This window comes from Halobacteriovorax sp. HFRX-2_2, assembly GCF_043196705.1.
GTDB lineage: Bacteria > Bdellovibrionota > Bacteriovoracia > Bacteriovoracales > Bacteriovoracaceae > Halobacteriovorax_A.
The window spans coordinates 59,369-83,447 of the sequence record NZ_JBEBMT010000002.1; the positions used below are offsets into that span (position 1 = coordinate 59,369).

25 protein-coding genes are annotated in these 24,079 nt (G+C 36.4%); 18 read left to right on the forward strand and 7 right to left on the reverse strand.

Annotated elements, in window-relative coordinates:
* Positions 1-22 precede the first annotated feature (22 nt).
* The 3 genes from ABMA79_RS05445 to ABMA79_RS05455 form a co-directional block, all read right to left on the reverse strand.
* Positions 23-1,672 (reverse strand): hypothetical protein, encoded by a 1,650-nt coding sequence (locus ABMA79_RS05445; RefSeq protein ID WP_393090923.1) that lies wholly within the window; start codon positions 1,670-1,672, stop codon positions 23-25.
* 77 nt (positions 1,673-1,749) lie between these two features.
* Positions 1,750-2,760, reverse strand: coding sequence for a hypothetical protein (locus ABMA79_RS05450; protein WP_392910654.1), 1,011 nt, complete (start codon positions 2,758-2,760; stop codon positions 1,750-1,752).
* 139 nt (positions 2,761-2,899) lie between these two features.
* Positions 2,900-4,645, reverse strand: a complete 1,746-nt coding sequence (locus ABMA79_RS05455; protein ID WP_393090926.1) for a chloride channel protein — start codon at positions 4,643-4,645, stop codon at positions 2,900-2,902.
* A 228-nt stretch (positions 4,646-4,873) separates the two neighbouring features.
* Between ABMA79_RS05455 and groES the strand changes: the two genes are divergently transcribed.
* From groES to ABMA79_RS05470, 3 genes are all read left to right on the forward strand, one after another.
* Complete coding sequence (groES, locus tag ABMA79_RS05460) at positions 4,874-5,161, forward strand: co-chaperone GroES (RefSeq protein WP_392858125.1); 288 nt, start codon at positions 4,874-4,876, stop codon at positions 5,159-5,161.
* 29 nt (positions 5,162-5,190) lie between these two features.
* Complete coding sequence (gene groL, locus ABMA79_RS05465; RefSeq protein WP_392858127.1) at positions 5,191-6,831, forward strand: chaperonin GroEL; 1,641 nt, start codon at positions 5,191-5,193, stop codon at positions 6,829-6,831.
* A 436-nt stretch (positions 6,832-7,267) separates the two neighbouring features.
* Positions 7,268-7,675 carry a response regulator gene (locus tag ABMA79_RS05470; protein ID WP_393090929.1) on the forward strand — a complete coding sequence of 136 codons (408 nt, stop codon included), beginning with the start codon at positions 7,268-7,270 and terminating at the stop codon, positions 7,673-7,675.
* A gap of 23 nt (positions 7,676-7,698) precedes the next feature.
* Here ABMA79_RS05470 and ABMA79_RS05475 read toward each other — a convergent pair whose 3' ends face one another.
* Positions 7,699-8,091 carry a hypothetical protein gene (locus ABMA79_RS05475; RefSeq protein WP_393090931.1) on the reverse strand — a complete coding sequence of 131 codons (393 nt, stop codon included), beginning with the start codon at positions 8,089-8,091 and terminating at the stop codon, positions 7,699-7,701.
* A gap of 141 nt (positions 8,092-8,232) precedes the next feature.
* Here ABMA79_RS05475 and lepB point away from each other — a divergent pair, with 141 nt between their 5' ends.
* The 11 genes from lepB (at position 8,233) to ABMA79_RS05530 (ending at position 18,096) form a co-directional block, all read left to right on the forward strand.
* A complete protein-coding gene (gene lepB, locus ABMA79_RS05480) occupies positions 8,233-8,997 on the forward strand; it encodes a signal peptidase I (RefSeq protein WP_393057132.1) in 765 nt (254 codons plus the stop codon).
* Positions 8,998-9,642: 645 nt separating this feature from the next.
* On the forward strand, positions 9,643-10,086 hold the full coding sequence (locus ABMA79_RS05485; protein ID WP_392858136.1) for a hypothetical protein: 444 nt from the start codon (positions 9,643-9,645) through the stop codon (positions 10,084-10,086).
* 16 nt (positions 10,087-10,102) lie between these two features.
* Positions 10,103-10,498: a hypothetical protein gene (locus tag ABMA79_RS05490; RefSeq protein WP_392858138.1), complete on the forward strand. Its 396-nt coding sequence runs from the start codon at positions 10,103-10,105 to the stop codon at positions 10,496-10,498.
* On the forward strand, positions 10,476-11,159 hold the full coding sequence (locus ABMA79_RS05495; protein WP_392858141.1) for a class I SAM-dependent methyltransferase: 684 nt from the start codon (positions 10,476-10,478) through the stop codon (positions 11,157-11,159). Before ABMA79_RS05490 ends, ABMA79_RS05495 begins: the two co-directional genes overlap by 23 nt.
* Before the next feature lie 47 nt (positions 11,160-11,206).
* Positions 11,207-11,905 (forward strand): hypothetical protein, encoded by a 699-nt coding sequence (locus ABMA79_RS05500; protein WP_393090934.1) that lies wholly within the window; start codon positions 11,207-11,209, stop codon positions 11,903-11,905.
* Positions 11,906-12,027: 122 nt separating this feature from the next.
* Entirely contained in the window at positions 12,028-13,677 is a 1,650-nt protein-coding gene (locus ABMA79_RS05505) for an ABC transporter substrate-binding protein (RefSeq protein WP_392858146.1), read from the forward strand.
* A gap of 14 nt (positions 13,678-13,691) precedes the next feature.
* A complete protein-coding gene (locus tag ABMA79_RS05510) occupies positions 13,692-14,717 on the forward strand; it encodes an ABC transporter permease subunit (RefSeq protein WP_393090936.1) in 1,026 nt (341 codons plus the stop codon).
* On the forward strand, positions 14,714-15,724 hold the full coding sequence (locus tag ABMA79_RS05515; protein ID WP_393090939.1) for an ABC transporter permease subunit: 1,011 nt from the start codon (positions 14,714-14,716) through the stop codon (positions 15,722-15,724). Before ABMA79_RS05510 ends, ABMA79_RS05515 begins: the two co-directional genes overlap by 4 nt.
* A 10-nt stretch (positions 15,725-15,734) precedes the next feature.
* Positions 15,735-16,520 (forward strand): ABC transporter substrate-binding protein, encoded by a 786-nt coding sequence (locus ABMA79_RS05520; RefSeq protein WP_393090942.1) that lies wholly within the window; start codon positions 15,735-15,737, stop codon positions 16,518-16,520.
* Positions 16,517-17,179, forward strand: a complete 663-nt coding sequence (locus tag ABMA79_RS05525; RefSeq protein WP_393057134.1) for an ATP-binding cassette domain-containing protein — start codon at positions 16,517-16,519, stop codon at positions 17,177-17,179. Before ABMA79_RS05520 ends, ABMA79_RS05525 begins: the two co-directional genes overlap by 4 nt.
* Complete coding sequence (locus ABMA79_RS05530; protein ID WP_393090944.1) at positions 17,176-18,096, forward strand: FecCD family ABC transporter permease; 921 nt, start codon at positions 17,176-17,178, stop codon at positions 18,094-18,096. Before ABMA79_RS05525 ends, ABMA79_RS05530 begins: the two co-directional genes overlap by 4 nt.
* A 2-nt stretch (positions 18,097-18,098) precedes the next feature.
* On the opposite strand, the gene ABMA79_RS05535 is transcribed toward ABMA79_RS05530, so the two are convergent.
* A complete protein-coding gene (locus ABMA79_RS05535) occupies positions 18,099-19,190 on the reverse strand; it encodes a S1C family serine protease (RefSeq protein WP_393057136.1) in 1,092 nt (363 codons plus the stop codon).
* A gap of 149 nt (positions 19,191-19,339) precedes the next feature.
* Here ABMA79_RS05535 and ABMA79_RS05540 point away from each other — a divergent pair, with 149 nt between their 5' ends.
* The gene (locus tag ABMA79_RS05540; RefSeq protein WP_393090946.1) at positions 19,340-20,206 is read left to right on the forward strand and encodes a phosphatidylserine decarboxylase; all 867 of its coding nucleotides are present in this window, start codon (positions 19,340-19,342) and stop codon (positions 20,204-20,206) included.
* Here the strand turns inward: ABMA79_RS05540 and ABMA79_RS05545 are convergent.
* The gene (locus tag ABMA79_RS05545) at positions 20,170-20,949 is read right to left on the reverse strand and encodes an endonuclease/exonuclease/phosphatase family protein (protein ID WP_392858165.1); all 780 of its coding nucleotides are present in this window, start codon (positions 20,947-20,949) and stop codon (positions 20,170-20,172) included. The two genes, ABMA79_RS05540 and ABMA79_RS05545, sit on opposite strands and share 37 nt — an antisense overlap.
* A 114-nt stretch (positions 20,950-21,063) precedes the next feature.
* Here ABMA79_RS05545 and ABMA79_RS05550 point away from each other — a divergent pair, with 114 nt between their 5' ends.
* On the forward strand, positions 21,064-21,366 hold the full coding sequence (locus tag ABMA79_RS05550; RefSeq protein WP_393057140.1) for a hypothetical protein: 303 nt from the start codon (positions 21,064-21,066) through the stop codon (positions 21,364-21,366).
* Between the two features lie 9 nt (positions 21,367-21,375).
* A complete protein-coding gene (locus tag ABMA79_RS05555; RefSeq protein WP_393057142.1) occupies positions 21,376-21,870 on the forward strand; it encodes a hypothetical protein in 495 nt (164 codons plus the stop codon).
* A gap of 6 nt (positions 21,871-21,876) precedes the next feature.
* On the opposite strand, the gene ABMA79_RS05560 is transcribed toward ABMA79_RS05555, so the two are convergent.
* Complete coding sequence (locus ABMA79_RS05560) at positions 21,877-22,287, reverse strand: hypothetical protein (RefSeq protein WP_392990059.1); 411 nt, start codon at positions 22,285-22,287, stop codon at positions 21,877-21,879.
* Positions 22,288-22,356: 69 nt separating this feature from the next.
* Between ABMA79_RS05560 and ABMA79_RS05565 the strand changes: the two genes are divergently transcribed.
* Entirely contained in the window at positions 22,357-24,069 is a 1,713-nt protein-coding gene (locus ABMA79_RS05565; protein WP_393090949.1) for an ABC transporter ATP-binding protein, read from the forward strand.
* The last annotated feature ends 10 nt before the right edge of the window (positions 24,070-24,079 follow it).

The following is a 24,079-nucleotide window of genomic DNA, read 5'->3' on the forward strand; positions in this document are numbered from 1 at the left end:
TGTTCTCCTCAATTCCATGCTGTTAAAAGTCTATGTCACCAATATCACCGTTATCATCCCAGTCATCATCGTCGTCATTAGGATCTGTACCTGGTTTCATACATGTCGAAAATGGTGGTTCATAAGCTTCGATTAATTTGTTCCCTTGTACGTTTGATAATTTGTTGTATGTCAAATACTCCACTTTAAATTTATTTTCATTCTTCGATACTTTGAATTGTACCTTTAATGTAAGTTGGTGATCTTTAGTTTTTATACATTTTTCATTATGGCAGTATCTCTGTATATATGGTGGCCATAAGAAGTCTTTAAATACTCGACTGATTGAATTAACACTATTCTTCACAGCTATATGCGTATTACCTGTAAATCTTAAATAGTCGAATACAGGAAATTCTGGAAGTGATTGAAGAAGTTCGATACTATTGAATTCGTTTAGTGATCTAAGTGCTCCAGCTTCTCTATCAATTTGAGGAATCGTTTTATTATTTAATTTTAGTCTACTCGTTATACTATTTTTAAACATGAGGTAGTAAAACTCTTGATCTTCTAGATTGATTTCTAACTCATATACTGCATCATCTTTGAAAGTTGACTTTGGTAGTAGATGTCCTGCTCCATTAAGTAAGCCGGACCAATTACTTGGTGTAATTCCACCATCATACCAAAGGCTAATAAACTCTCTTTCACCATCTTTTTTTACTTCGCTTAATAGGTACTCACCAACAACTGGTTGAGTATAACTACATGGTGATGAGCATAGGCCATTAACGCATGTTTTTTGACATGTGTTGTTTATGAAAACACTTGAATCTAGCTTTATTGATTCATTCCCATGTCCACTTACCTTAATTTTACCCATTTCTATATTGTTAACATGCCACTCAATTGGCCACTTCGGATCATTTTCGAGTACCGTTTTCTCACTCTTAATGATTCCTTCAGCAGTCGCAGTAAATCTTAGCTTGTAGTCTTCTACGAATCTTAGTTTTGGTGAACTACCACTATCATCTCCAGAAGTATAGAAGTCTAAAGTTGCAAGAACATCTTGTAGTTCGATTTTTCGTTCTCGGTAAAATTCTTCTTTTAGACACTCGTCTTTTACTGAGAAATCTAACACGAATTTCGAGTCATCATGAGGCTTTGCAAAACAAAAATAGCCTTCAAAAATTGCCGTTTGGTTATTGATTTTATTTACTATACATCCATTCTGCTTGAGAGAGATGTTTAAACCTTTTTTTGAATGATCTGTTATTCTAAGCTCAGTACATTTGCTTATTAATTCTCGTCTGTTTAGTAAACGTTTGTGTAAGAAATCAACGCTAACAGATAGGTTGTCATTGTATTTGTCTTCAATTCGACAATACTTTGTGTTTTTACTATTTATCGTGTTCATGTCATTAATACTGAAAGTTTGAACACTATCATCGAACATATTATTTTCAACACCTAAGCTTATCATAAGATATTCATCGTTTGCTACCGTTGTTGCACAGTCAGTTATATCAAACTTAATACCATCCTTAAGTTCGCTCCCCTTTTCATTGTAAATAAACTTTGAACTTTGAAATGGAGAGAAGGTGATATTTAACTCTTTATTAAGGGAGTTGACTTTACAAGCAAAGGCCATTGAAAATAATGTATGAATAATTGTTATGATAAGTATTTTCATTTCCCCACCCCATAGATTTTTTGAAAAAGAGGGCAAGGGGTTAGCCTTGCCCAGTGTACTTTTAATTAATTCTTAGATTAGTAAGATAAGTGTGTAGATGTGATAGCTGTATCAGTACAGATGTTTGCACCGTGAAGCTTCCATCTTCTTACTGTATCAATTGGATCTCTACCACGAGTTTTTTCTTTGAAAGTATATCTAACCATACAACCTTTTAGGTCGCTTTTGTTGAAGATATCAGTAAAGTCTGCAATATCATTTACAGAAAGATCTTTCTTAGCAAAACCTAGAGAGTAGTGACCACCGTAACCTTTATCAACACAGAAGATTTCTGATTTAACTTTTAGGTTAGCAAGTTCTTGGTAAGTTTGGTTTGCCCATACATCACCATAACGTGGGAACTTGTCACCAGTGTAGTCATATGGACTCTTAAGGTCTGTAACAGTTACTTTTCTTTCAAACTTGTATTTTGGCTTCTTGTGACCAAAGTCGATCTGAGTTGCTCTGTAACAGATGTCAACGAAGTACTCTGCACCATATCTTTCTGAAGATAGGTTAACCGTAAGTTCTTTGATTCTATGATCGAATTGCTTAACGTGTGGTAGAAGTGTTGCATAGTTACCAGTGTGATTGTTTGCAACAGCTTTCTTGTACCATGAGTAACCTTGTGGATCACCGTGATCCTTCCATTTTGTGATTTTTGCTTTCATGAAATCAATTGTTGCTTCATGATCCCCATTTTGTTCACCTGTACAGACACAGTCACAGCCTTCACCTGTTTGAGGGTCACACGAACCGTTGTAAGACTCTGGCTGAGCATCAAGTCCTGCAAAAAGATTGTCTAGCCCATCTCCATCTCCGACTAGAGGCTCTGCTACACCATAGCCACCACCGCGTTTCGGCGTACATGACTCATAGGTATTTGGGTTATAACAAACTTGTCCTCTTGGCTCTTTGTGCTTAATACCGGCATTACACGGATAAATTGATGAGCCTGATGAATATACATCAAAATTAAATTGTACTCGAGCCGCTTGCGTCGAGAAAGCTCCCATTAAAAGAGCCGAAGCTAGTAGTAATTTTTTCATTACCCTCTCCTTTTTAGTTAGGTTGTTAGACAAAAAATATTGATGAATAAATTTGTAGCAACCGAATTTTTGAAAGTCGAGAGGGGTCAAGGGGGGAAGGCCTGAATTTGTACTTAATTAACCGGCTTTTAAGAAAAGGTTAACTGTTGGCTTCGTTTTCTTTTGATTCTGTTATCTGATAACCGAATTGTTTTACGATATCTTTTGGTGTGAGAATACCAATGATTCTTTTTTCGTCAAGTCTCGAGACGACCGGTAGGCGGGAGATTTGGAATCTTTTTAATCTGTGAAGAGCAATATATAAACTTTGATCTGGATAGATTTTTATAATTTTTTTCTCGCAGAATTGTTCAATCCTTATGTCGCCATTTCCTTTTGCAAGTTGAACTCTAAGTTCTGACGTTGACATCATTCCAAGTAATCTTCCATTTTTTAAAACAGGAAAACCTTGAAGATCTGGATTGTATTTTTGAATGTCTTTTAATGTTTCACTAACTGTTAAAGTAGCACCGTATGTAACGATATCTTTTATCATTGCATCTTCAACATGAAGTTGATCAAGCACTTCTAAATCATCACGTGTTGGTAAGTGAATTCCATCTTGTGCAGAAATTTGTTCGTAGATTGATTCATTCTCTGTTGGTTTAGAAGAGAGCATATAGGCGATGATATTTGCAATCATCAGTGGCAGAATAATATTGTAGTCTCTCGTTAACTCAAACACGATTAGGATAGAAGTAAATGGAGCACGAATAACTGTTACAAAGAATGCTCCCATTCCAACAAGTGCATACGCACCCGTATTCGTCGTAATTTCTGGAAAGAAAACACTTGCAAGGGAACCAATTAAACTTCCTAGTGTTGCTCCCATTAAAAGTGTTGGCATGAAAAGACCACCAGAAATTCCGGCCGAGTAACATAGAGATGTTGCTAGGAATTTTAAACAGAACATTAGGAATAAAACTTTCGGGTCGAGAATAAGTGAAAGTAATGTGTCTTCTAAAGTTCCGTGTCCACTTCCAATAACACTTGAGTGAACTTGAGTCATCAATGCAATGATTAGAAAAACAATCATCATATAAGTTAGCTTGTGACTCTTCATATGTTTTCGATTGAATTCTCTAAAGGCCAAAACAGACTTCATCCAAAGTGGTCCAATGAAAGCGCAACTTATTCCTATGAGTAAATAGAAAAGAAGTTCACGATGATCGTGCATCTTATAATAAAGTTGCTCAAACATGTGATGCTGTCCTGTAAGCATTTGCCCTGTAATTGATGCCACTACTGATGAGATTACAATCGAACCAAGAACTTTGGCATTAAGATCACCAACGACTTCTTCTAATGTAAAAACAACTGCTGAAATAGGAGTTGCAAATGCAGCCGCAATTCCGCCCGCTGCTCCAACTGCAACAAGGGCCTTTACTCGCTTCTTTGAAATATGAAATGAATAACCAAGCCAAGAGGCGACACCTGAGGCAATGGTAACGGTTGGCCCTTCTCTTCCAAGAGAGACACCTGAGCCAAGTGCAAGCAGCGTTGTCACAGCTTTAGCAAAAGTATCTTTTAAACTAATTCTTCCGTGATCAACAACAAGGGCCGCGCGAACTTTTGGGATACCTGATCCTTCAGAGAAAGGAAATTTACGAGTTGTTAGCCAACCAGATATAAAGAGAGCAGCTCCTCCAAGAAGGACTGATTGCCATGTAAATGTTGTATCTGTTTGAAGGATTTGTTGAATCCAGTGAACACCTTTTTGTAGACCGACGGCGATAAGAGCTGATGTAACACCTGTAATTAGCGTAAGGACAAAAAATGTTCTTTCCTCTGCGGCTTCATTTTGCAGGAATTTACCTAAAAGTTTTTCATTAAACTTTAGTTTCATATGCTAATTATCGGAGCGACTCCTTATAAAGATAAGTTAACTGGCTAATTTTTTTGGAATATCTCACAGTTTTAAGCTTCCGTGAAGGATAATTTTGCTTTGCGCTAAGATAAATGTGAAAAAATATGATTTTTTCGCTTTGGCAGACCTTGACATGTATCCGTTCACTACCACCTTGTGTATAAATAATTAGTAATTAAATAAAAAATGTATTTAACTGGAGGATTTATGCAAGTTAAACCATTACAAGATAGAGTTCTAATCAAAAGAATTGAAAATGAAACAAAGACAGCTGGTGGAATTTATATTCCAGATAACAACTCTGAAAAGCCAAGTGAAGGTGAAGTTATTGCAGTTGGGCCAGGATATCGTCTAGATAATGGATCAGTTGCTGAACTGGCAGTGAAAGAAGGTGACAAGGTTCTTTTTGGTAAGTACGCCGGAAGCGAAGTTAAGCTTGATGGTGTTGAATACATTATTATGAAAGAATCAGATATTTTAGGAATTTTAGTTTAATCAAATTGATTAATAGATAGGAGATAAAAATGGCAAAAGAATTAAAGTACTCAGAAGAAGCAAGAGGACTAATCTTAGAAGGTGTAAATCAACTAGCGAATGCTGTTAGAGTTACTCTAGGGCCTAAAGGTAGAAACGTAGTTATCCAAAAATCATTTGGTGCTCCACACATCACTAAAGATGGTGTTTCTGTTGCAAAAGAAATTGAACTAGAAAATAACTTCCAAAATATGGGCGCTCAAATGGTTAAAGAAGTTGCTCAAAAAACAAACGAAGATGCAGGTGACGGTACGACAACTGCAACAGTTCTTGCTCAAGCAATTTATACTGAAGGTGCTAAGCTTGTAACTGCAGGTCACAACCCAATGGATCTTAAAAGAGGGATTGATACAGCTGTAGAAAAGATCGTTTCTGAACTAAGAACTGTAGCTAAAGAAATCAAGACTAATGAAGAGATCGAGCAAGTTGGAACAATTTCAGCTAATAATGATAAAGAGATCGGAACTCTACTTGCTGAAGCAATGGATAAAGTTGGAAAAGATGGTGTTATCACTATTGAAGAGTCAAAGACTGCAGAAACAACTCTAGATGTTGTTGAAGGGATGCAATTTGACCGTGGTTACCTTTCTCCATACTTTGTAACTAATTCAGAAAAAATGGAAGTTTCATTTGATAATGCAAATATCCTAATTACTGATAAGAAAGTTTCTAATATGAAAGAGCTTCTTCCAATCCTTGAAAAAGCTGTTCAAACTTCAAGACCACTTCTAATCATCGCTGAAGATGTAGAAGGTGAGGCGATCACTACTCTTGTTGTTAACAAGCTAAGAGGAACATTAAACGTTGCTGCTGTTAAGGCTCCAGGTTTTGGTGATAGAAGAAAAGAAATGCTAAAAGATATCGCAGCACTTACTGGTGGTACTGTGATTTCTGAAGAGCTTGGAATGAGCCTTGAGACTGCTGCTCTTGAGCACCTAGGTTCTGCTAAGAAAATCTCTATTGATAAAGAAAATACAACGATCGTTGATGGTGCAGGTGATGAAACAGCTGTTGAAGCACGTGTATCTCAAATCAAAGCACAAATTGCGGAAACAACTTCAGACTACGATAGAGAAAAATTACAAGAAAGACTTGCTAAGCTTTCTGGTGGTGTAGCTGTTGTTAACGTTGGTGCTCCAACTGAAACAGAAATGAAAGAAAAGAAAGATCGTGTTGAAGATGCACTAAACGCAACAAGAGCCGCTGTTGAAGAAGGTATTGTTGTTGGTGGTGGATCTGCTCTTGTAAAAGCAGCTCAAGTTCTAGCTGATCTAAAAGCAAATAGAGAAGAAGAAATGCACGGAATTAAAATCGTTCAAAGAGCTGTAGAAGCTCCACTAAGACAAATTGCAACTAATGCAGGCCTTGAAGGTTCTGTTGTTGTTAACGAAGTGAAGAAGAACGAAGATGCAAAATACGGATTTAACGCTCGTGACGAAAGATACGAAGATCTAATCGCTGCAGGTATCATTGACCCTGTTAAAGTTACTCGTTCAGCTCTTCAAAATGCTGCTTCAGTTGCAGGTCTTATGCTGACAACTGAAACAATGATTGCTGATATTCCTAAGGAAGACGGTCCAGCGATGCCTCCAATGGGTGGCGGAATGGGCGGAATGCCTGGCATGATGTAGCCTTTTGAGCAAAGCTCAAAAGTCTAATCAGCCAGGCAGTATGCCTGGGAAGCGACCGCGAAATTGACTGGCTAAGGCCAGTCTATTGTTCGCGGCGCTAGGCCTCATTGCAAAAGAAATTAAACTATTTCAACAAGCCGGGTTCAAGCCCGGCTTTGTTGTCTCTAGGCCAATGGGAAAGCCACCGCAAAAAAGAAGCGACACTTTAGCGGAGCTAAAGTTAGCAGCAGACTTTCTCACATGACCGAAGTGAAAGTTAGCAACAGACTCTCTTATGGAAAAAGCCAACTCTTCAAGGCGCCAATTTCCAAACCCTCTCCGTCTTACTCTTATAATTTTCAATCCCTTACACCGCTTATCTTAAGTAAATAAAGTATTTTAATCGAATTCCGATATAATATTTATTACGAAAGAGTTCACTTTAAGGGGAAAGTTCATGGAGTATTCAAGTATCAAAGCACTTGTTGTTGATGATCTCGATTATATTAGAAACTCAGTAAGAACCATTTTAAATGATATCGGTGTTGAGAATATTCATGAAGCAGTTGATGGTGCTTCAGCTTTGAGCAAAGTTGTTGAGGCACATGAAAACGGCTCTCCTTATCAAATTGTATTCTGTGATGTTCATATGCCAAATTCCGATGGCCTAGACTTTTTATTTCAATTAAGAGCGGATGAGAGATTGGTAGATCTACCTGTTGTCATGGTTAGTTCAGAGAACTCTGTTTCTATCATTAAAAGAACAATCGAATTGGGTGCAAATAATTATTTATTAAAACCTTTTTCTGCAAATGTCCTAGAAGATAAAATGAAGTCGGTTCTAAATATAGAAGCGGCCCTTTAGGCCGCTTGTGATATGAGTAATTTCTACTGTTCTTGTTTTCTCAATTCATAGCTAATGTCACTAAAGTTGCGATTTACACAGCTTATGAAAGAGTAGCTTACACCTCTTCCAATATTCATACAGTGACTTAGAAACATTCCAAGCTCACTTTCAATCCTTCTGAAATTATTATTTACACAACTTTCAAATGAGAAGCTCAGGTCATCTCCAAAATTATTGCAGTATTGGAGAAATAGGTTCGGAAGTTCAAATTCGGCTCGCCTAAAATTTGAGTTGATACAACTTGTGAATGAGTAGCTTACTTTGTCTCCAAAATTTGAGCAATGTGACGGGAAGTATGCCTCCTGTTCACTTGATGCACTTACATTGAAAATAGTAAAAACTAAAAATACAATCGATACTAAAGTTGATTTCATAATTCCTCCCTACAGTTATATGAATAATATTATTTTATGCAGTTTTATGAAGGATGTGCAACCAAAGTGTCTAACGCAATTAGCCTTATACTTTTTAGAGACAACTCGTTATAATTTTTTAAGTTAATAAAGTGAGGAAATATGTTTAATAAAACGCAAGAAGTTGAGGAGCAGAAACCTGCTTTTCTTTCAGGTCAATGGTTTAAAGACGAAGCACTATCATGGATTAAAATTATTTTAATCGTTTTTGGTTTTAGATCGACTTTTATTGACCACTACCACATTCCAACAGGATCACTACTTCCAACAAATGCGATTGGTGACTCGATTGTTGTAAATAAGATGTCTTATGGATTTAAGGTTCCATTTACTGAATTTTTTAATCCGATCTACATCGGTGGACAATCTCTTCCTGAGCGTGGTGATATTGTTGTTTTCGAATATCCAATAAATCCTTCAATTCTTTTTGTTAAAAGAACAATTGGTCTACCTGGGGATACAATTGAAGTTTATGAAAATGAACTGTTCATTAATGGTAAAAAGGTTGAGAAGACAGCAGTCGAAGCTGAAGAAGATAAAGAGCTAAGAAGTCTATATGATAAAGAGCCTTCACTTAACCCTGAAGATATGAAATTTTATCATCAAACAATTGGTGAGAAGAAGTTCACTGTAGGTGAGAACCCAACATTCTTTAGACACCTAAATCAAGAAAAGGTAACTGTTCCTGATGGACACGTTTTCGTTATGGGTGATAACAGAGATTATTCAAGTGATTCTCGTGTTTGGGGATTTGTCCCAATGAAGAATATTCGCGGTAAGGCATTCATGGTTTGGATGTCGATGGTGTACCCTTGGTCAGATAAACCATTCCACTTTAGACCAAGTCGAATCGGTACATCTCTTTAAATTTTCCTGACAATAAATTTGCTATGGGGCCACAAAGGAAAGTACTCAGGTACTAGTTCCTTTTTGGTCCTATGCTAAGTGGCTGTTTTTGTAGGACCACTGATCTTTCTATAGTGCGGCCTGTGGGGCATTTTGCACACTTCAATTGTAAAGTTTTTGTAAGTTATTGAATCTATTATTTGCCAGTTTTGGCACGCTACCTGCTTATATATAAGTATCCAGAGGCCAGGGGGCCTCCCCAGGATTAGGACGATTTTGGGATTTAGCAATAGGACGTTGCTATGGAAACTGAGAGTTACACTTATGAATGTAAGGTCGCTTTCAGGAAAAAATGGGCCTAGAGGAAAGGGCAACAGAATTGTAAAAAGCAAGAAGCTTAATCAAAACCACCTCTAGGCCCCTTTTAAAAATTTGTTGTTTATTTAGAGTGTCCACGGAAGGACACGAAGAAAACATGGAAGTTTATAGATAAGCTTTGGAGACATCCCTCTCTCCCTATGATTTGACCCAAAGCTTATAGAGGCCGAGAGTAACGTGTGTGGTTTTAAGAAAGGAGTACTCTCGGCCTTTCTACATTCTAGGGAATTATTTTCCTCCATCTCTTTCACCTTTAACTAACACTTGCAATGAACCGATGGGATCATTGTGAGAAAATCAAACTATGTCATCTATTTACAATTTGAACGAGCACTAGGAGAAGAGTTTCTCTATATGTCTCGCGTGTTTTCAGAATTTGGAATGAAGCTTGTACCAATGAAGCTTGATGATTTTAAGTCCATAAGAATGAAGGAACATCAATTTGTAATTTGTTGCGTTCGTGATATTCGAGCACTGATCAATTATCAAAAGTTATTAAAAAGATATATGAACTTCATGCTTAGGCAGGGAAGTATCACTTTATTTGAATATAGCTCATTTGCTATTACTCACGACGATGCCATCCTAAAAACTAAGAAGGTCTTTCAAGAAAGACTTCCTGTCAGTATGTTTCGTATGGCCGATCGTGCAGGACAAGAGATGTTCAGCAAACTTGTGACAAACTCTTCTCGCTGGCCAGGTGGGAAAAGAGCAAAATTACCTGAGTATTAAAAGGGATTGAGAGAGAATGAGAGTTTCAAAGGAAGTAAGTCGTTTACTTATTATTCTAAGGCAAGATGCTGCCAGACTTGCTGATAAAATCATTCACCGCGAAAGAGAGTATCTGCAAATCTTATCGATGAAGCGCACCCGTGAACATTTCAATGCAATTTTTAGATCAAATTTTAAAACCATAACAGTTGCACAGCTTATGCTTCTATCTGAAGAGCTGATTGTTAATCTTGAAGATTTCTATAATACCGTGGATGATCTCCATTGGTACCTTGCGCATACAGAAGATATGCCCGCAACTATTGAAGATAAAGTCCATGCTATGGTAAAAATGGTGAAAAACAAGTATGAACAATTAAATCTTTATCTAAATGCGGAGCTTGAGACTCATGAAGAAAGCGCTAGTGCTTAAATTCATCATTATATTATCTTGTCTATTTCAGGATGCTTTCGCACGCCAGAGTATTTCTGGTTCTCGCTATGAATTACTGACTGGTCAAAGGGTCCAAGAAAAAGCCTCAAATATGTGGGATAAGAAATTTGCCCAACATGACTATATCTATGGAAAGTCCCCAGCTCACTTTCTAGCAAAAAACTATCAGCAGATCCCTAGAGGTGCGACTGTTTTAGATATAGGAATGGGTGAGGGGAGAAACGCTGTCTTCCTTGCTTCAAAAGGTTATAAAGTAACAGGCGTCGATATTAGCTCAGTTGCTATCGATAAATCCCTAAGACTTGCGAGACAAGCAGGTGTTCGTATTAAGACAATTCACAAATCAGTTGATGATTTAAAAATTGCAAATAACTCACTCGATGCAATTATTTGCTTCTATTATGTTGATAGAGAAGTTTCTGAAAAATTGAAGAAGTGGCTTAGACCTGGTGGAGTTATTATTTATGAAGGCTACACGACAGATCACAAGAAGAAATTCAAAGAGCAGAGCGTAGATTCTTATTTCTTAAAACCAGCAGAACTATTAAGTATGTTCAGTGATTTCAAAATCCTTAAATATGAAGAGCCACGTCACAATGCCGAGCTAACTCAATCAATCATCGCTCAAAAGCCCGAATAAAAGGCATCTCTTTCCCGCAACTATCTAAAATAATTTAATATGGCACAATGGAAAGAGTGAAGTACTTCATCTTAGTTGCTACATTCTTGAGTGGAATTGTTTGTTATGCAAATATTCTCGAATTCAATAAAGACCTAGGTTATTTTTCCGGCAGGGTTTCACATATTGAAGGGAGTGCGAGACTTGTTCGCTTTAAGGTTGATTTTGATAATATCAAATACATTAATAAATTAGATGAAGTCGACCTATGGGGACTTCATCAAGAATCCTCAAAATGTAAGGCCATTGTTATGGGCCGTACGAGTCATTATTTACTACTACGCATTTCAAGATATGATGAGTGCAATCGTAAGTCAGCTTTTTCAACTGGAAGATACTATAACTTTTATTCACAGGATCTCGTTAATAATGTTGCAATGGGTAATGAGTTAATAGAAATTCTTGCTAAGAAAAAATTGGCCCTTGAGTCAAAAATTAGCCGCAATAAACAAGATATTACGACCTATACGCAAAGAGTCGAAACTATCAATGCACGATACGATTTGTTGCGTCAGAAACTTGAGAAGGAGTGGCGTGATGAGCTGCGTCGACTCGAAGATGACCATCAACAGCTCGTTCGTAACACCGAAGGCATTCAAACTCGTTTAAATGAAGTTGATTATAAATTACAGCAGTATCGCATCGAGTCTAAAAATCTCAAAGAAGACCGATGGTCTTTAGATCCAAGGAATTACATCACAAAATAATTATCTCTTTTGTAAATAATTTTAGCATCTAGACAGACGAACGCGTACGTCCTAATGTGCATTCTAGCCATTTGGTGTAAAATTTTATATTGTGACTCGCTAAATATAAAAAGGATAAGTTTATGAAAAAAGGAATCTTTTTACTTCTTTTAAGTACACTTCTATTGTCTGTAGTAGGGTGTAATAAAAGCGGTGGAGCTAAAAAATCAAACAACACTTTTTACTACAATCTAAGTGGTACTCCAACAACTCTGAACCCGTTATCATCAACTGATGCATACTCATCAAATGTTCATAGTTATGTACTTGAAGGTCTTTTAACTAAAGACATTGAAACAAATGAGTGGCAACCAGGTCTTGCTGAATCATGGTCAATTGAGAACGATGGTTATGATTTTGTTTTCAAAATTAGAGAAGGTGTTAAGTGGCATGATGGAAAGCCTTTCACTGTAGAAGATGTAAAGTTTTCTTTTGATGCGGTAACTCATCCAGAGAATAAGTACAAGACTGCTCACATGAAGTCTTACTTCGCAAACTTTAAAGAAGCAGTTGTTGAAGGTCCAAGAACAATTCGTTTTAAGGCCAGCAAAAAATACTTTGGGAACCTAATGTCAATTGCTAGTGGTGGATACCTTGCAATCGTTCCAAAGCACATCTATGAAAACCCAACAAAAGAGCAAGAAAAAGAACTTAATAAGACTCTTATTGGTACAGGTCCTTATATCTTTAAAGAGCTTAGAAGAGGTAAAGGTATCTCTTTAGTTCAAAATAAAGATTGGTGGGGATATAAAACTGATCTTCATAAAAACGAATACTCATATGGTGAGATCTTCATGAGATTTATCAATGAGTCTTCTGTTGCTATCCAAAGACTTGAAAAAGGTGACTTAGACTTCAATTCTCTTTCACCTGAAGAGTATGAGCAAAAAACAAATGGCCCAAGATGGGGTAAAGATGTTTTAAAAGTTAAAACAGAAAATAAGTCAGTAAAAGGTTACGGATTTGTTGGTTGGAACTTTAAGAGCCCAATCTTTAAATCAAAAGAAGTTCGTAAAGCAATGAACTACCTAATGAACCGTGAAGAAATGAATAAGAAATTCCGTTTTGGATATTCTGTTCTAGCAACTGGTCCACTATACGTTCAATCTGAATATGCAAATAAAGACGTTAAAGCGATTCCTTTTAATGTTACAGAAGCAATTAAGATCCTAAAGAACGATGGTTGGAAAGATTCTGATGGTGATGCTGTTCTTGATAAAATGATTGATGGAAAGAAGACGAAACTTGCTTTCACAATCTTAAACCCTTCAAAAACTTTCTCTAAATACCTAACGATGTATCAGCAAGATGCAAAGAAAGCTGGTGTTGCGATTGAAGTTAAGTATATCGAGTGGAACTCATTCATTAAAGCTCTTGATGAAAGAAACTTTGATGCTGTTACTCTTGCATGGTCTGGTGGATCACTAGATTGGGATCCAAAGCAAATCTGGCACTCAGATTCAGCTGCTAATAATGGATCTAACTTTATTTCTTATTCAAATAAAGAAGTTGATAAGCTAATTGATCAAGCGCAACTTACTCTTGATAAAGAAGCAAGAAAGACAATGCTTAAAAAAGTATACAAGCTAATTGCTGAAGACTACCCATATATTTTCCTATTTAATGACCGTTACACTTTCTACGGACATACTAAGCGTATGCAAAAAGAGAAAGATACTTATACTTACGGCGTTGGATACGGAAGTAAGTGGTCGATTAAACCAGCTAAGTAAGTAGGAGAGACGACTTGTTTAATTATATCCTAAGAAGATTAATGATTATGGTCCCGACGTTGCTCGGGGTCAGTATCCTTATGTTTGTTATGGTTAACCTGGCACCAGGTTCTCCAATTGAACAAAAGCTTCAACAAATGAGATTTGGTGGAGTTGGTCAAACAACAACTGATACAAGCTCTAACAATGGGGCAGTATCTCAAGAAGTTGTTGAGGCACTTAAGAAACAATATGGTTTTGATAAACCACTTCACATTCGTTATGTGATTTGGCTAAAGAATCTTGCAACACTTGATTTTGGAGAGTCATTTACATATGAAGAGCCAGTAATTGATGTTGTTATGAGTAAGCTACCTGTATCAATTCAATTTGGTTTAGTGTCCTTTATAATGTCCTATCTGATATGTATCCCTCTCGGGGTCATTAAGGCCGTTAAGGCAGGAACTAAATTTGATGCAGCATCATCGTTTATTCTATCTGCACTTTATTCAATTCCACCATTTATGCTAGGTATCTTACTTCTTGTTTACTTTGCTGGTGGGACATTTGTGGATTGGTTTCCGATTGGTGACCTCGTTTCAGATTATTACGATGACCTTGGTTTATTTGGAAAGATCACAGATAGAGTTTGGCACTTTGTCCTTCCGCTTATTGCATATATGGTAGGGCAGTTTACAGTTCTAACTCTTCTTATGAGAAACTCTATGCTAGATGTTATCTCTCAAGATTATGTTCGTACTGCAAGAGCGAAAGGTTTATCAGATAAGATGGTTTACTATAAGCACGCTCTTAGAAATGCCTTGATTCCAATTGTAACTGGATTTGGACATTTCTTATCTCTATTCTTTGCTGGATCTCTTCTTATTGAAAGGATCTTTAACCTAGATGGTATTGGTCTACTTGGTTACCAATCACTACTAGAAAGAGATTATAACGTAATTATGGGACTGTTCTTTATTCAAACTGTCCTAATGTTCTTAGGTAACTTAATCAGTGATATTCTTTACACTGTTGTTGATCCAAGGATTGATTTCTCATGATTGAAAGATTTATTGAAAACGAACTTACACTTAAAAGATGGAGACGCTTTAAAAAGAGAAAATCTGCTGTTGTTGCAGTAGTTCTACTTTTCGTTTCTGTACTTTTAACTTTATCGGCACCAATAATTGCTAATAGCAAGCCGGTTTATATGACTTACCAAGGAAAGTCTTACTTTCCAGTATTCAAGGACTACCATCCTAAAGAGTTTGGAATCACTAACGTTTACGTTACCAATTATCGAACTCTAGAAATGGATAGTGTTGTCTGGCCTCTAGTTCAATGGGATCCATTTGAATCTAATAGAGACGTATATGAGTATCCTGCACCTCCTAGTGATGAAAATATCATGGGTACAGATGATAGAGGGCGTGATGTATTTACTCGTCTTCTATATGGATACAAGTATTCGATTGCTTACGCATTTCTAGTATGGCTACTGTCTACTATTATGGGAGTCTTTTTTGGTGGTATCATGGGATACTTTGGTGGGAAAGTGGATTTCTTCGGACAGCGTGTTGTTGAAATCTTTAGTACTGTACCAGTATTCTTATTACTACTTACGATGATTTCTATCTTTAAGCCGACTTTAACGCTTCTAATTTTCATCTCTTCTATCTTTGGATGGATGGGTGTTAGTTATTACGCTCGTGGTGAGTTCTTAAAGAATAGAAAACAAGAATTCGTAGAAGCTGCACGTGGTATGGGAGCATCAACTTCTCGTATTATCATTAAGCATATTCTTCCAAACTCTCTTGGTCCGATTATTACTTTCGCACCTTTCTCTATTGCGGCAGGGATCTCTGGTCTTGCTTCTCTAGATTACCTTGGGTTTGGTCTTGCAGTTCCAACACCTTCTTGGGGAGAGCTTTTAAATCAGGCCCACCAGAACTTTAGAATTGCATGGTGGCTAGCTGTTTATCCATCAGCAGCACTATTCTCAAGTTTATTCTTACTCGTACTTGTTGGAGACGGGGTAAGAGATGCACTTGATCCAAAAATGAAATAATGAGGTTGGCGTGAGAATATTCATCTTAATATTCTCCGCCATTCTTTTCTTTAATTCTCACGCAAAAAATTATCGAGTTCTTTCAACACTACCAAGCTTTACTGAATCGATGTATTACCTTGATGCTGGTGGCTTACTTGTTGGTGTTTCTAACTATTGTAATTATCCAGAAGAGGCAAAGAAGCTTCCTCGCTATGGATCTTCCTTTGAAATCAATCTAGAGAAAGTCGTAAGTGATAAAGTCACTTCTGTGCTCTTAGCAGAGGTTCAGGGAGTACGAGTCAAAAAGAACTTAGAAAAGCTTGGTGTTGATGTCATCACTACTCCTTATAAGAGACTGGGTGATGCAGTTGAAATGCTTAAGATTTTTAATAAGAAGTTTAAACTTAATAAAGACCAAAAGATTCAAGACTTTGCTAATAAGTTAAAGGCCCTTCTAAAACCTATTTCAAAAGGAAAAAGGGTTTTGATGGTCATCGATGAAAAATTCAAAGATGGTAAGTTGCATGAAGTAAGGGCCATTGGGACAGATAATTATTATCATGAGATATTAACAAAGTTAGGTGCTGAAAATATCGTAGCTGAATCCGGTTACCCGCTTAGAAGTCTCGAAAGCTTACTGACTTCAAAATTTGATTTAATTCTTCGTATTTCAGATCGAAAAGTTAAAGCTGAAGTAGATTGGAAGAATTCTTTATTTAAAGATAAAATCTATCTATATGAAAAAGATTATGCAGTTGTTCTAGGTCCTAGAACATTGTCACTAGTGAAAGACTTTAGGGAGATTTTGAAGTGATTCATTGTGAAAATTTATCAATTCAAAATAGGTTATCTGTTAAGGAATTCTCGTTTGAATCCGGGCACTGTGGTGTCATTGGACCAAATGGTGCGGGAAAGTCGAGCTTTCTTAAGGCAGTTGCTAATCTTGTGGATTTTCAAGGAAAGTGCTTTGTTGAAGGTGATGTTGCATATTGTGGTGATAGTTCTTCTATTCAAAGTGATATGGCCGCACAGGAGGTTTTGACCTATGCTCGTGGTAGTAAGGCACAAGACTTAGAATATCTTAAAAAGTTAGTTTCACATTTTAACTTTGAGGGTCTTTTATCAAGAAGGGTATCAACTCTTAGTGGTGGCGAGAAGCAAAGATTAAATCTTATTTGCACTTTCTATTATGATTGTGAATTAACATTATTAGATGAACCAACGAATTTCTTAGATCCAATTTATGTCGAGAGCTTAAGTCATTTTCTTCAAGAGTTTAAGAAAAGTTGTTTCGTTGTTTCACATGACTTTAACTTTATCATCAATATATGTAGCCGACTTGTGGCATTTGAAAATTCAAAATTAAGTTTTGATTCGACTGTGGATGAGGCATTTCAAAATAAGGTGTTTGATAAGGTTTTTCATAAGAAGTTTAATTACCATGTCATGGATAATAAGAGGTATATTCTGTGAAGAAGACAATTCTCTTATACCTAGTCGTTATTATTGCTGTGGCACTTACACCATTCTTAGGTCGTGAGGGAGTAATTGATTTAGATGTACAGGGCCTTTATATTTTAGAAAACTTAAGGCTTCCACGTGTTTACTTGGCCTTTCTCGTGGGGGGAATACTTTCTGTCATCGGAAGCACCACTCAGGTCATCTTTAGAAATCCTCTTGCTACGCCATATACGCTGGGGTTCTCAAGTGTGGCGGCCCTTGGGCTTGCTATTGCTGAATTAGGGTTTAACTCTTTTTCTTTAGGAGCCTATGTTGCTCTTTCATCAATTTTTCTACTCATCTTATTATTTCTTTATCTTAATAAGTTTTCATCTCAAAGAGTCCTACTCTTTGGTGTTTGCCTTTCAATCTTTTCATCTAGTGCAATTGTCTTTGTACAAAGTATGCTTGGTAATGAAAGTATCGCTAGGTTAATTCGTTGGATGATGGGAAGCCTATCTATTGTAGGATTTGAGGGCATCTATTATACAGCTCCTATATACATCCTAGGATTAATCTTCTTTATCATACACAAAAGAAGCTTAACTCTCATTTCTATTGGGGAAGACTTTGCTCAAACGAGGGGAGTACCAACCCGTAAGGTCAATGCAACATTAATTCTTATCTCGAATATTCTTATTGCCGTTGTTGTCTGGCAATGTGGGCCAATTGGTTTTGTTGGTTTAATTATTCCACATATTACAAGAAGACTTGTTAGTGCTAATTATGAGAGAAGCTTAATGCCAACGTTTATCTTAGGTGGTGGCTTTTTAGTGCTTTGTGATTTTATTTCAAGAATTGTTTTAGAGAATAGTATTATACCGATTGGTGCAATTACAGCATGTGTTGGAGCACCAGTGCTGGCACTCCAACTATTTAGAAAGCAGTAAGCTTAATTTCTTTTTATTTCTTCTAGTTTGACGATGGCCTTTTTAAGAGCTGAACCTCTACGGTAGAGAACTTCGACCTTATCTCCAACTTTGTATTCGTATAGAGTATTGAAAATATCATCAAAGTCATTAATCTCTTTTCCATCGATCTTTAGAATAACATCACCAAGAATAATACTTCTGGTACGTGGATCTTGAATTAGACCTTTTAGGCCTGCTTTTTCAGATGGTCCACCTGGGCGAACACTTTGAATAGGAAGTCCTTTTTCAACATCAATGCCATAAAAGTATGAAAGCTCTCTTTTTTCTGCAATAGCAATTCCAAGGCCTGGTCTTTTTACCATTCCATACTTAATAATTTGTGGAACTACTTTACTGACAATATTGATAGGGATAGCGAAACCGACACCTGCTGATGATCCTGAGTTTGAAAAAATCATTGTATTGACGCCGATGACATTCCCAGAAGAGTCAAATAGTGGCCCGCCAGAGTTTCCTGGGTTAATTGAAGAGTCTGTTTGGAGCATCCCACGAATTTCAACGCCTCCAATTCCTTGGATTCCACGATTCTTTGCTGAAATGATTCCTGTTGTAACCGTCGCATCAAGTCCAAATGGTGAACCAATAGCAATGGCCTTTTGACCAACTCTAACTTTGTCAGAATCTCCTCGATTAAGAGGTTTAATATCTCTTGGGACTTCAATTAATTTTAATACGGCAATATCCTTTGCAGGCTCTGTTCCAACTAATTTGGCCTTGTATTCTTTCTTATTATTGTTGAATCTTATAAGAAAGTTATCTCCACCTTCAACGACGTGATAATTTGTAATGATATGGCCCTTGTCATCCCAGACCCAACCAGATCCTTCTCCTTTGACAACTTGCTTATTTGTCATTGAAAAGAAAAATCCTCTTCTGGTTCTCATGCGACCAAGTGTTGAAATATTTACGACTGAGTTCACTGAACGATCAAATACTGAAATCGTATTTCGTTCACTTTCTAAGACGGCCTTATTTTCATCAAACAAAGCCTTTGAATTAAAGGATGTTAATAGAATAAGAATTAAAAAGAATGGCCTTAAACTGCTTTTCATAATATTCCTCATTATCTCTTTTTGACGCTCATCTCATTATACATATATAATCATAGTATAAAAATTTTGTAACACAGAAATGTCAAATTTCTGTAAGAATTCTGAGGTCACCCGTGGATATTAATTATTTTAATCGTTATACAAATCAAATGGAAGTGGAGAAAGTTTACGGGGATGCCGCAATCAATTTCTTGTATGGAAATCCGCTTGGAAAGCTGATCTCTGGTGCAATTACTTCATCAATCGTCTCTTGTATGTATGGCGAAATTCAAAATATGAACTTTACTAAGAATAAGGTTCCAAAATTTGTTAAAGATTACCAGATCAATATGGATGAGTTTTTACCAACTGAAGGGCGCTCTAAGGATGACCCCTATGGAAGCTTTAATGAATTCTTTATTCGTAGGTTTAAAGAAGGAAAGAGGCCATTTCTTGATGAAGCTAATTCGATGTCGGCTTTTGCTGAAGCTAGATACTTTGGATACGAGTCAATTACGAACCAAGTAAAGATTCCAGTTAAAGGTAAATTCTTAAATTCAACTGAATTACTACAAAATACAAAGTGGGAAAGAACTTTTGAAGATGGGCCACTTTTACTCGCAAGATTGTGTCCTGTTGATTATCACAGATTTCACTATCCCCTTGATGGTGAAGTTATCGACTATTATAAAATTGGTGGAGGCTATCACTCTGTCAATCCACTTGCACTTCGTAAGAAGAATGATATTTTCAGTACTAATATTCGCGAAGTGACAGTAATGGAAACTAAAGAGTTTGGTAAAATTGCTTATGTTGAAGTTGGGGCAACAATGGTTGGCCGCATTGTTCAATCAAGCGATTTAACGACATTCTCAAGAGGTGATGAAAAAGGTTACTTCTTATTTGGTGGATCAACAGTTATCGTTATTGGTGAAAAAGGTAAGTGGGCACCAACATCAGATATTTTAAATAATACAAAGAATGGAATTGAAACTTATATTCATTTAGCAGATAAAGTTGCGCAAACTGGAAAATGATCTGATGGGTAAACCCCGTCAGAACTTTCCTTATGTAGATGTATCTGCTCACATTTCAATGAATCTTTTGAGTGAAGAATCCAGTCGATGCGAGAACCATCTTCACGAAAGCCTTTAAAGCTATGGTGACTCTCGCACTCTTCGTGTCCCAGATCAATCCAAGGGTCAGTAAGGTTTAACTTACTTTCGTTTAGCTCTTTTCTAACACTCTCAAATGGAGACTCATTAAAGTCACCGGTTAAAATTAACGGATAATCTGCTCTGACTTTTTCAATTTCGTTAATAAGAACTTTTATTTGTTCCTGGCGTGTGCTTGATTCGAGATGATCTAAGTGTGCATTAACAAAGAAGTAGTGTTTACCATTTTCTTTTGCTTTTAGAACTGCCCATGTACATAGTCTTGGAAAGGCACTTCCAAATGATTTTGATGCTGCAATATAAGGTGTTTCAGAAAGCCAAATATCTCCAGAGTTAATCAATTCAAATATTTCGGGACGATAATACAGAGAAGGATACATTCGATCTTCAATCCATTCTCGATTTGTATCAATAATCTCTAGGCCATCGAGGAGTTCTTGAAAGTCTCTTAACTGAGGCTCCCATCCTTCTTGGGTTCCGATAACTGCAGGACGGTAAGTATTTAGCGCATTGGCAAGAATGACACGTCTTCCATCCCATGAATGAATTCCATCGGCCGGGTTATTAAAGCGAATATTTGAAGAAATTACAGTGAAATTAAACATATTCCATTAATGAAAACATATTTTTCATCAATAGAAAAATAGAAAACTCCAAGATCGACACAAGTGGTTAAAAAATAACTTCTTTATTAAAAACAGGCTTGTTAAGGAGGTCTTATGGTTCAACAAGAGCAATTAGTTAAAGAAGTTAGAAAACGTTTCCCAAAGCACACATACAAACAGCTGGGAGAGATATTTCAGATGCAAACGACACGTCTATTTAGACTGATGAATGGTGCTGAGATGAGAACAAGTGAGTATTTTAAAATCAAAGAAAAATTAGAAATGAACTCTTCAGAGTTGAGCTTACTAATACAATTCTTGGAAAAACATTCATTTAGCTTAAGTCGAAACGATTGTAATGAAATCGTGAGTGATTTAGAAGAAAAGTTTTTTATTAGAAAGTTAGCAGGGTTATAGGGAGAAGAGATGTCACGTTTATTAATGGTTGAAAGAGCAATACTAGAAGTTTGTGGAAAATCTCAAAAGACGATATTTCAAATTTCTGATGAAACAGGAATGGACTTATCTTTAGTAGGAAGTCTTTGTATTCGTTTAAATAAGAAAGGTATTTTGCAGAGACAAAATAGTTCATATTCAATTAATAAGGATGCAAAGAGTTTATTAATTGCAAATACACCTGAAAATATAAAAAAAGAAGTTAACGAAGTATCAAACTCGATGGTCGCTAATTACTTTAATCAAAAAAATAATCGCTCTCTAAAACTACAGAAAGTATATGTTAACAAAACGGAAGAGTTAATTCTAAACTCAATGCTTGACCAGTTAAATAGCTTTGTTGAAGAGCTTCAGCGTAGTCACAAAAAGAGTTCTAACAATGTTGTCAAAAAACAAAAAATTCTTATGTGGGGTCATGGGAATTATAGTGATTTGATCAATAGCTCTCTCAGTTTAGCAAGGTAAGTCAAACTAACCAACATAGCCGAACTCGTTAAGCATTTTGGCAACGAGTTCTTTTAATTGATATTTTAAAATCTTATTTTCGGGAGACAGAGTAGAACATTCGATATAGCCAATCATTGTTTTAAAATCTGTCTCTCTTTCATTTTCCTTTAGCCATGAATCAAATGTGAGGATGGCCTCAATCCAAGCACGAACAGAGTATTGAGTTTTATCGATAAGGCTAAATAAGAGTTCACCATTTTCTTTCTGACTTGGTGAAGATTTTAGATGCTTTTGTAGGTAACTAAAGATTATTTTCAATTCTTCTTCTGAGTGAATATTCTCCAATAGTAGACTTAGCCTTGCATCTGAGAGGAAGGCCACTGGGTATTGTGCTCTGAGTCTTCTAAAATACTTTTCAATCATAATGCCTAACATGGTGTGCAAACTAGTTATTTTGTTCTAAACTAGCAAAGTTAACTATATCTAATTTAGCAAGGGTTTTTCATGTTTGAAACTATTAAAAATATATGGCCATTGATTCATCGCCATCGTGCCAGAGTTATCGGAAGTATGATTTTCGGTATTGGTATGGCGCTTATTAAAGGTGGTCAAATGGCGCTAATCAATCCTCTTTTTACAAAGGGGCTTTCTCCAGAGTCGACACTTGAAGAGATCCTAGGGATTGTGGGCCTTGCTTGTTTACTTGCACTTATTAATTTACCAGTTCGTTTCTTCCACTTTTACTGGATGCAATTTGCAATGAACGATGCAGTTTGTGAAATTAGAACGAAGATCTATTCAAAGATTCAAGATATTCCAATTTCTTTTTATACAACAACAAAACAAGGTGATGTTATTTCAACGATCTTAAATGATACGATGATTTACTCTCAAGGTATTAGTGGCCTTCTTACTTTAATTAGGGAGCCAATCACATTAATTGTTTTATTAGGATATGCATTCTACTTAGATTGGCAGCTTACTCTTGTCACATTTGCACTTCTTCCAATTATGCTTTTAATTTTTGGATTCTTTGGAAAAAGAGTTAAGGCACACCAAGCTGATGTACAATCAAGACTTTCAGATATGACTCATGTTATTGGCGAAGGTGTTGGTGGACAAAAAATTATTAAGGCCTTTAATCTTCAAGATTATACAAGAAATTTCTTCAAGTCTTACCAAAACGACTTCTTTACTTTTCAAATGAAAGCGGAAGTGATGAGACAGTTTTCACATCCTCTTGTTGAGTTTATGACAACGTTAATTCTTTCTTCTGTCATTGTCTTTGCTCAGGTAAAGATCACTGGAAATGCAATGACGACAGGAGAGTTTATTACTTTTATTGCTATTATGGCCATGATCCAGGATCCGATCAGAAAAACTAATGAAGCGAATCTTAAGATTAGCCAGGCCCAAGCAGCAGAAAAGCGTATCTTTAAATTTTTAAAGGTAGACAATGAAGAAGACTCGGGAACAAAAGAGCACTCTGAGTTAAGTGATAAGATTTCATTTAAGAACTTAGATTTCTCATATGGTGATCATCAGGTAATTAACGATTTAAGTTTCGATATTAATAAGGGTGAGAAGGTTGCGCTAGTTGGGCTTTCTGGCTCTGGGAAATCAACGCTAATTAATGTTCTTCTTGGCCTATACCCAGTTAAAAAGGGAAGTTATAAGATTGATGGTGCAGACTCAAGTGAGTTCACTTTAAAGTCCCTACGTCACTATTTTGGCCTTGTATCACAAGATATCTTTCTATTTAATACAACGGTAAGAGAAAACTTAACTCTTGGAAAGGAAGTAAGTGAAGCGCAAATCCAAGAAGCATTGAAAGTTGCTCATGCGACAAATTATATAAATGAGCTTCCAAGTGGACTTGAAACAGTTATTGGAGATCGTGGCCTAAGACTTTCTGGAGGACAGGCTCAACGTCTGACAATTGCTCGTGCATACCTACAAAATAATGATGTCTTCTTATTCGATGAAGCAACTTCTGCTCTTGATAATGAATCAGAAAAGGTTGTGCAGCAGTCACTTAATGAACTTGCTAAAAATAAAACAGTTGTAGCAGTTGCACACAGGCTTTCAACGATTCAAAATTATGACAAAATCATTGTCTTAAAAGATGGAAGAATGATTGAACAAGGTCGCCATGAGGAGTTAATGACTCTTGGTGGTGAGTATAAGAAATTATATGAGTTAAGTGTAAAATCTTAGAAAATACTAA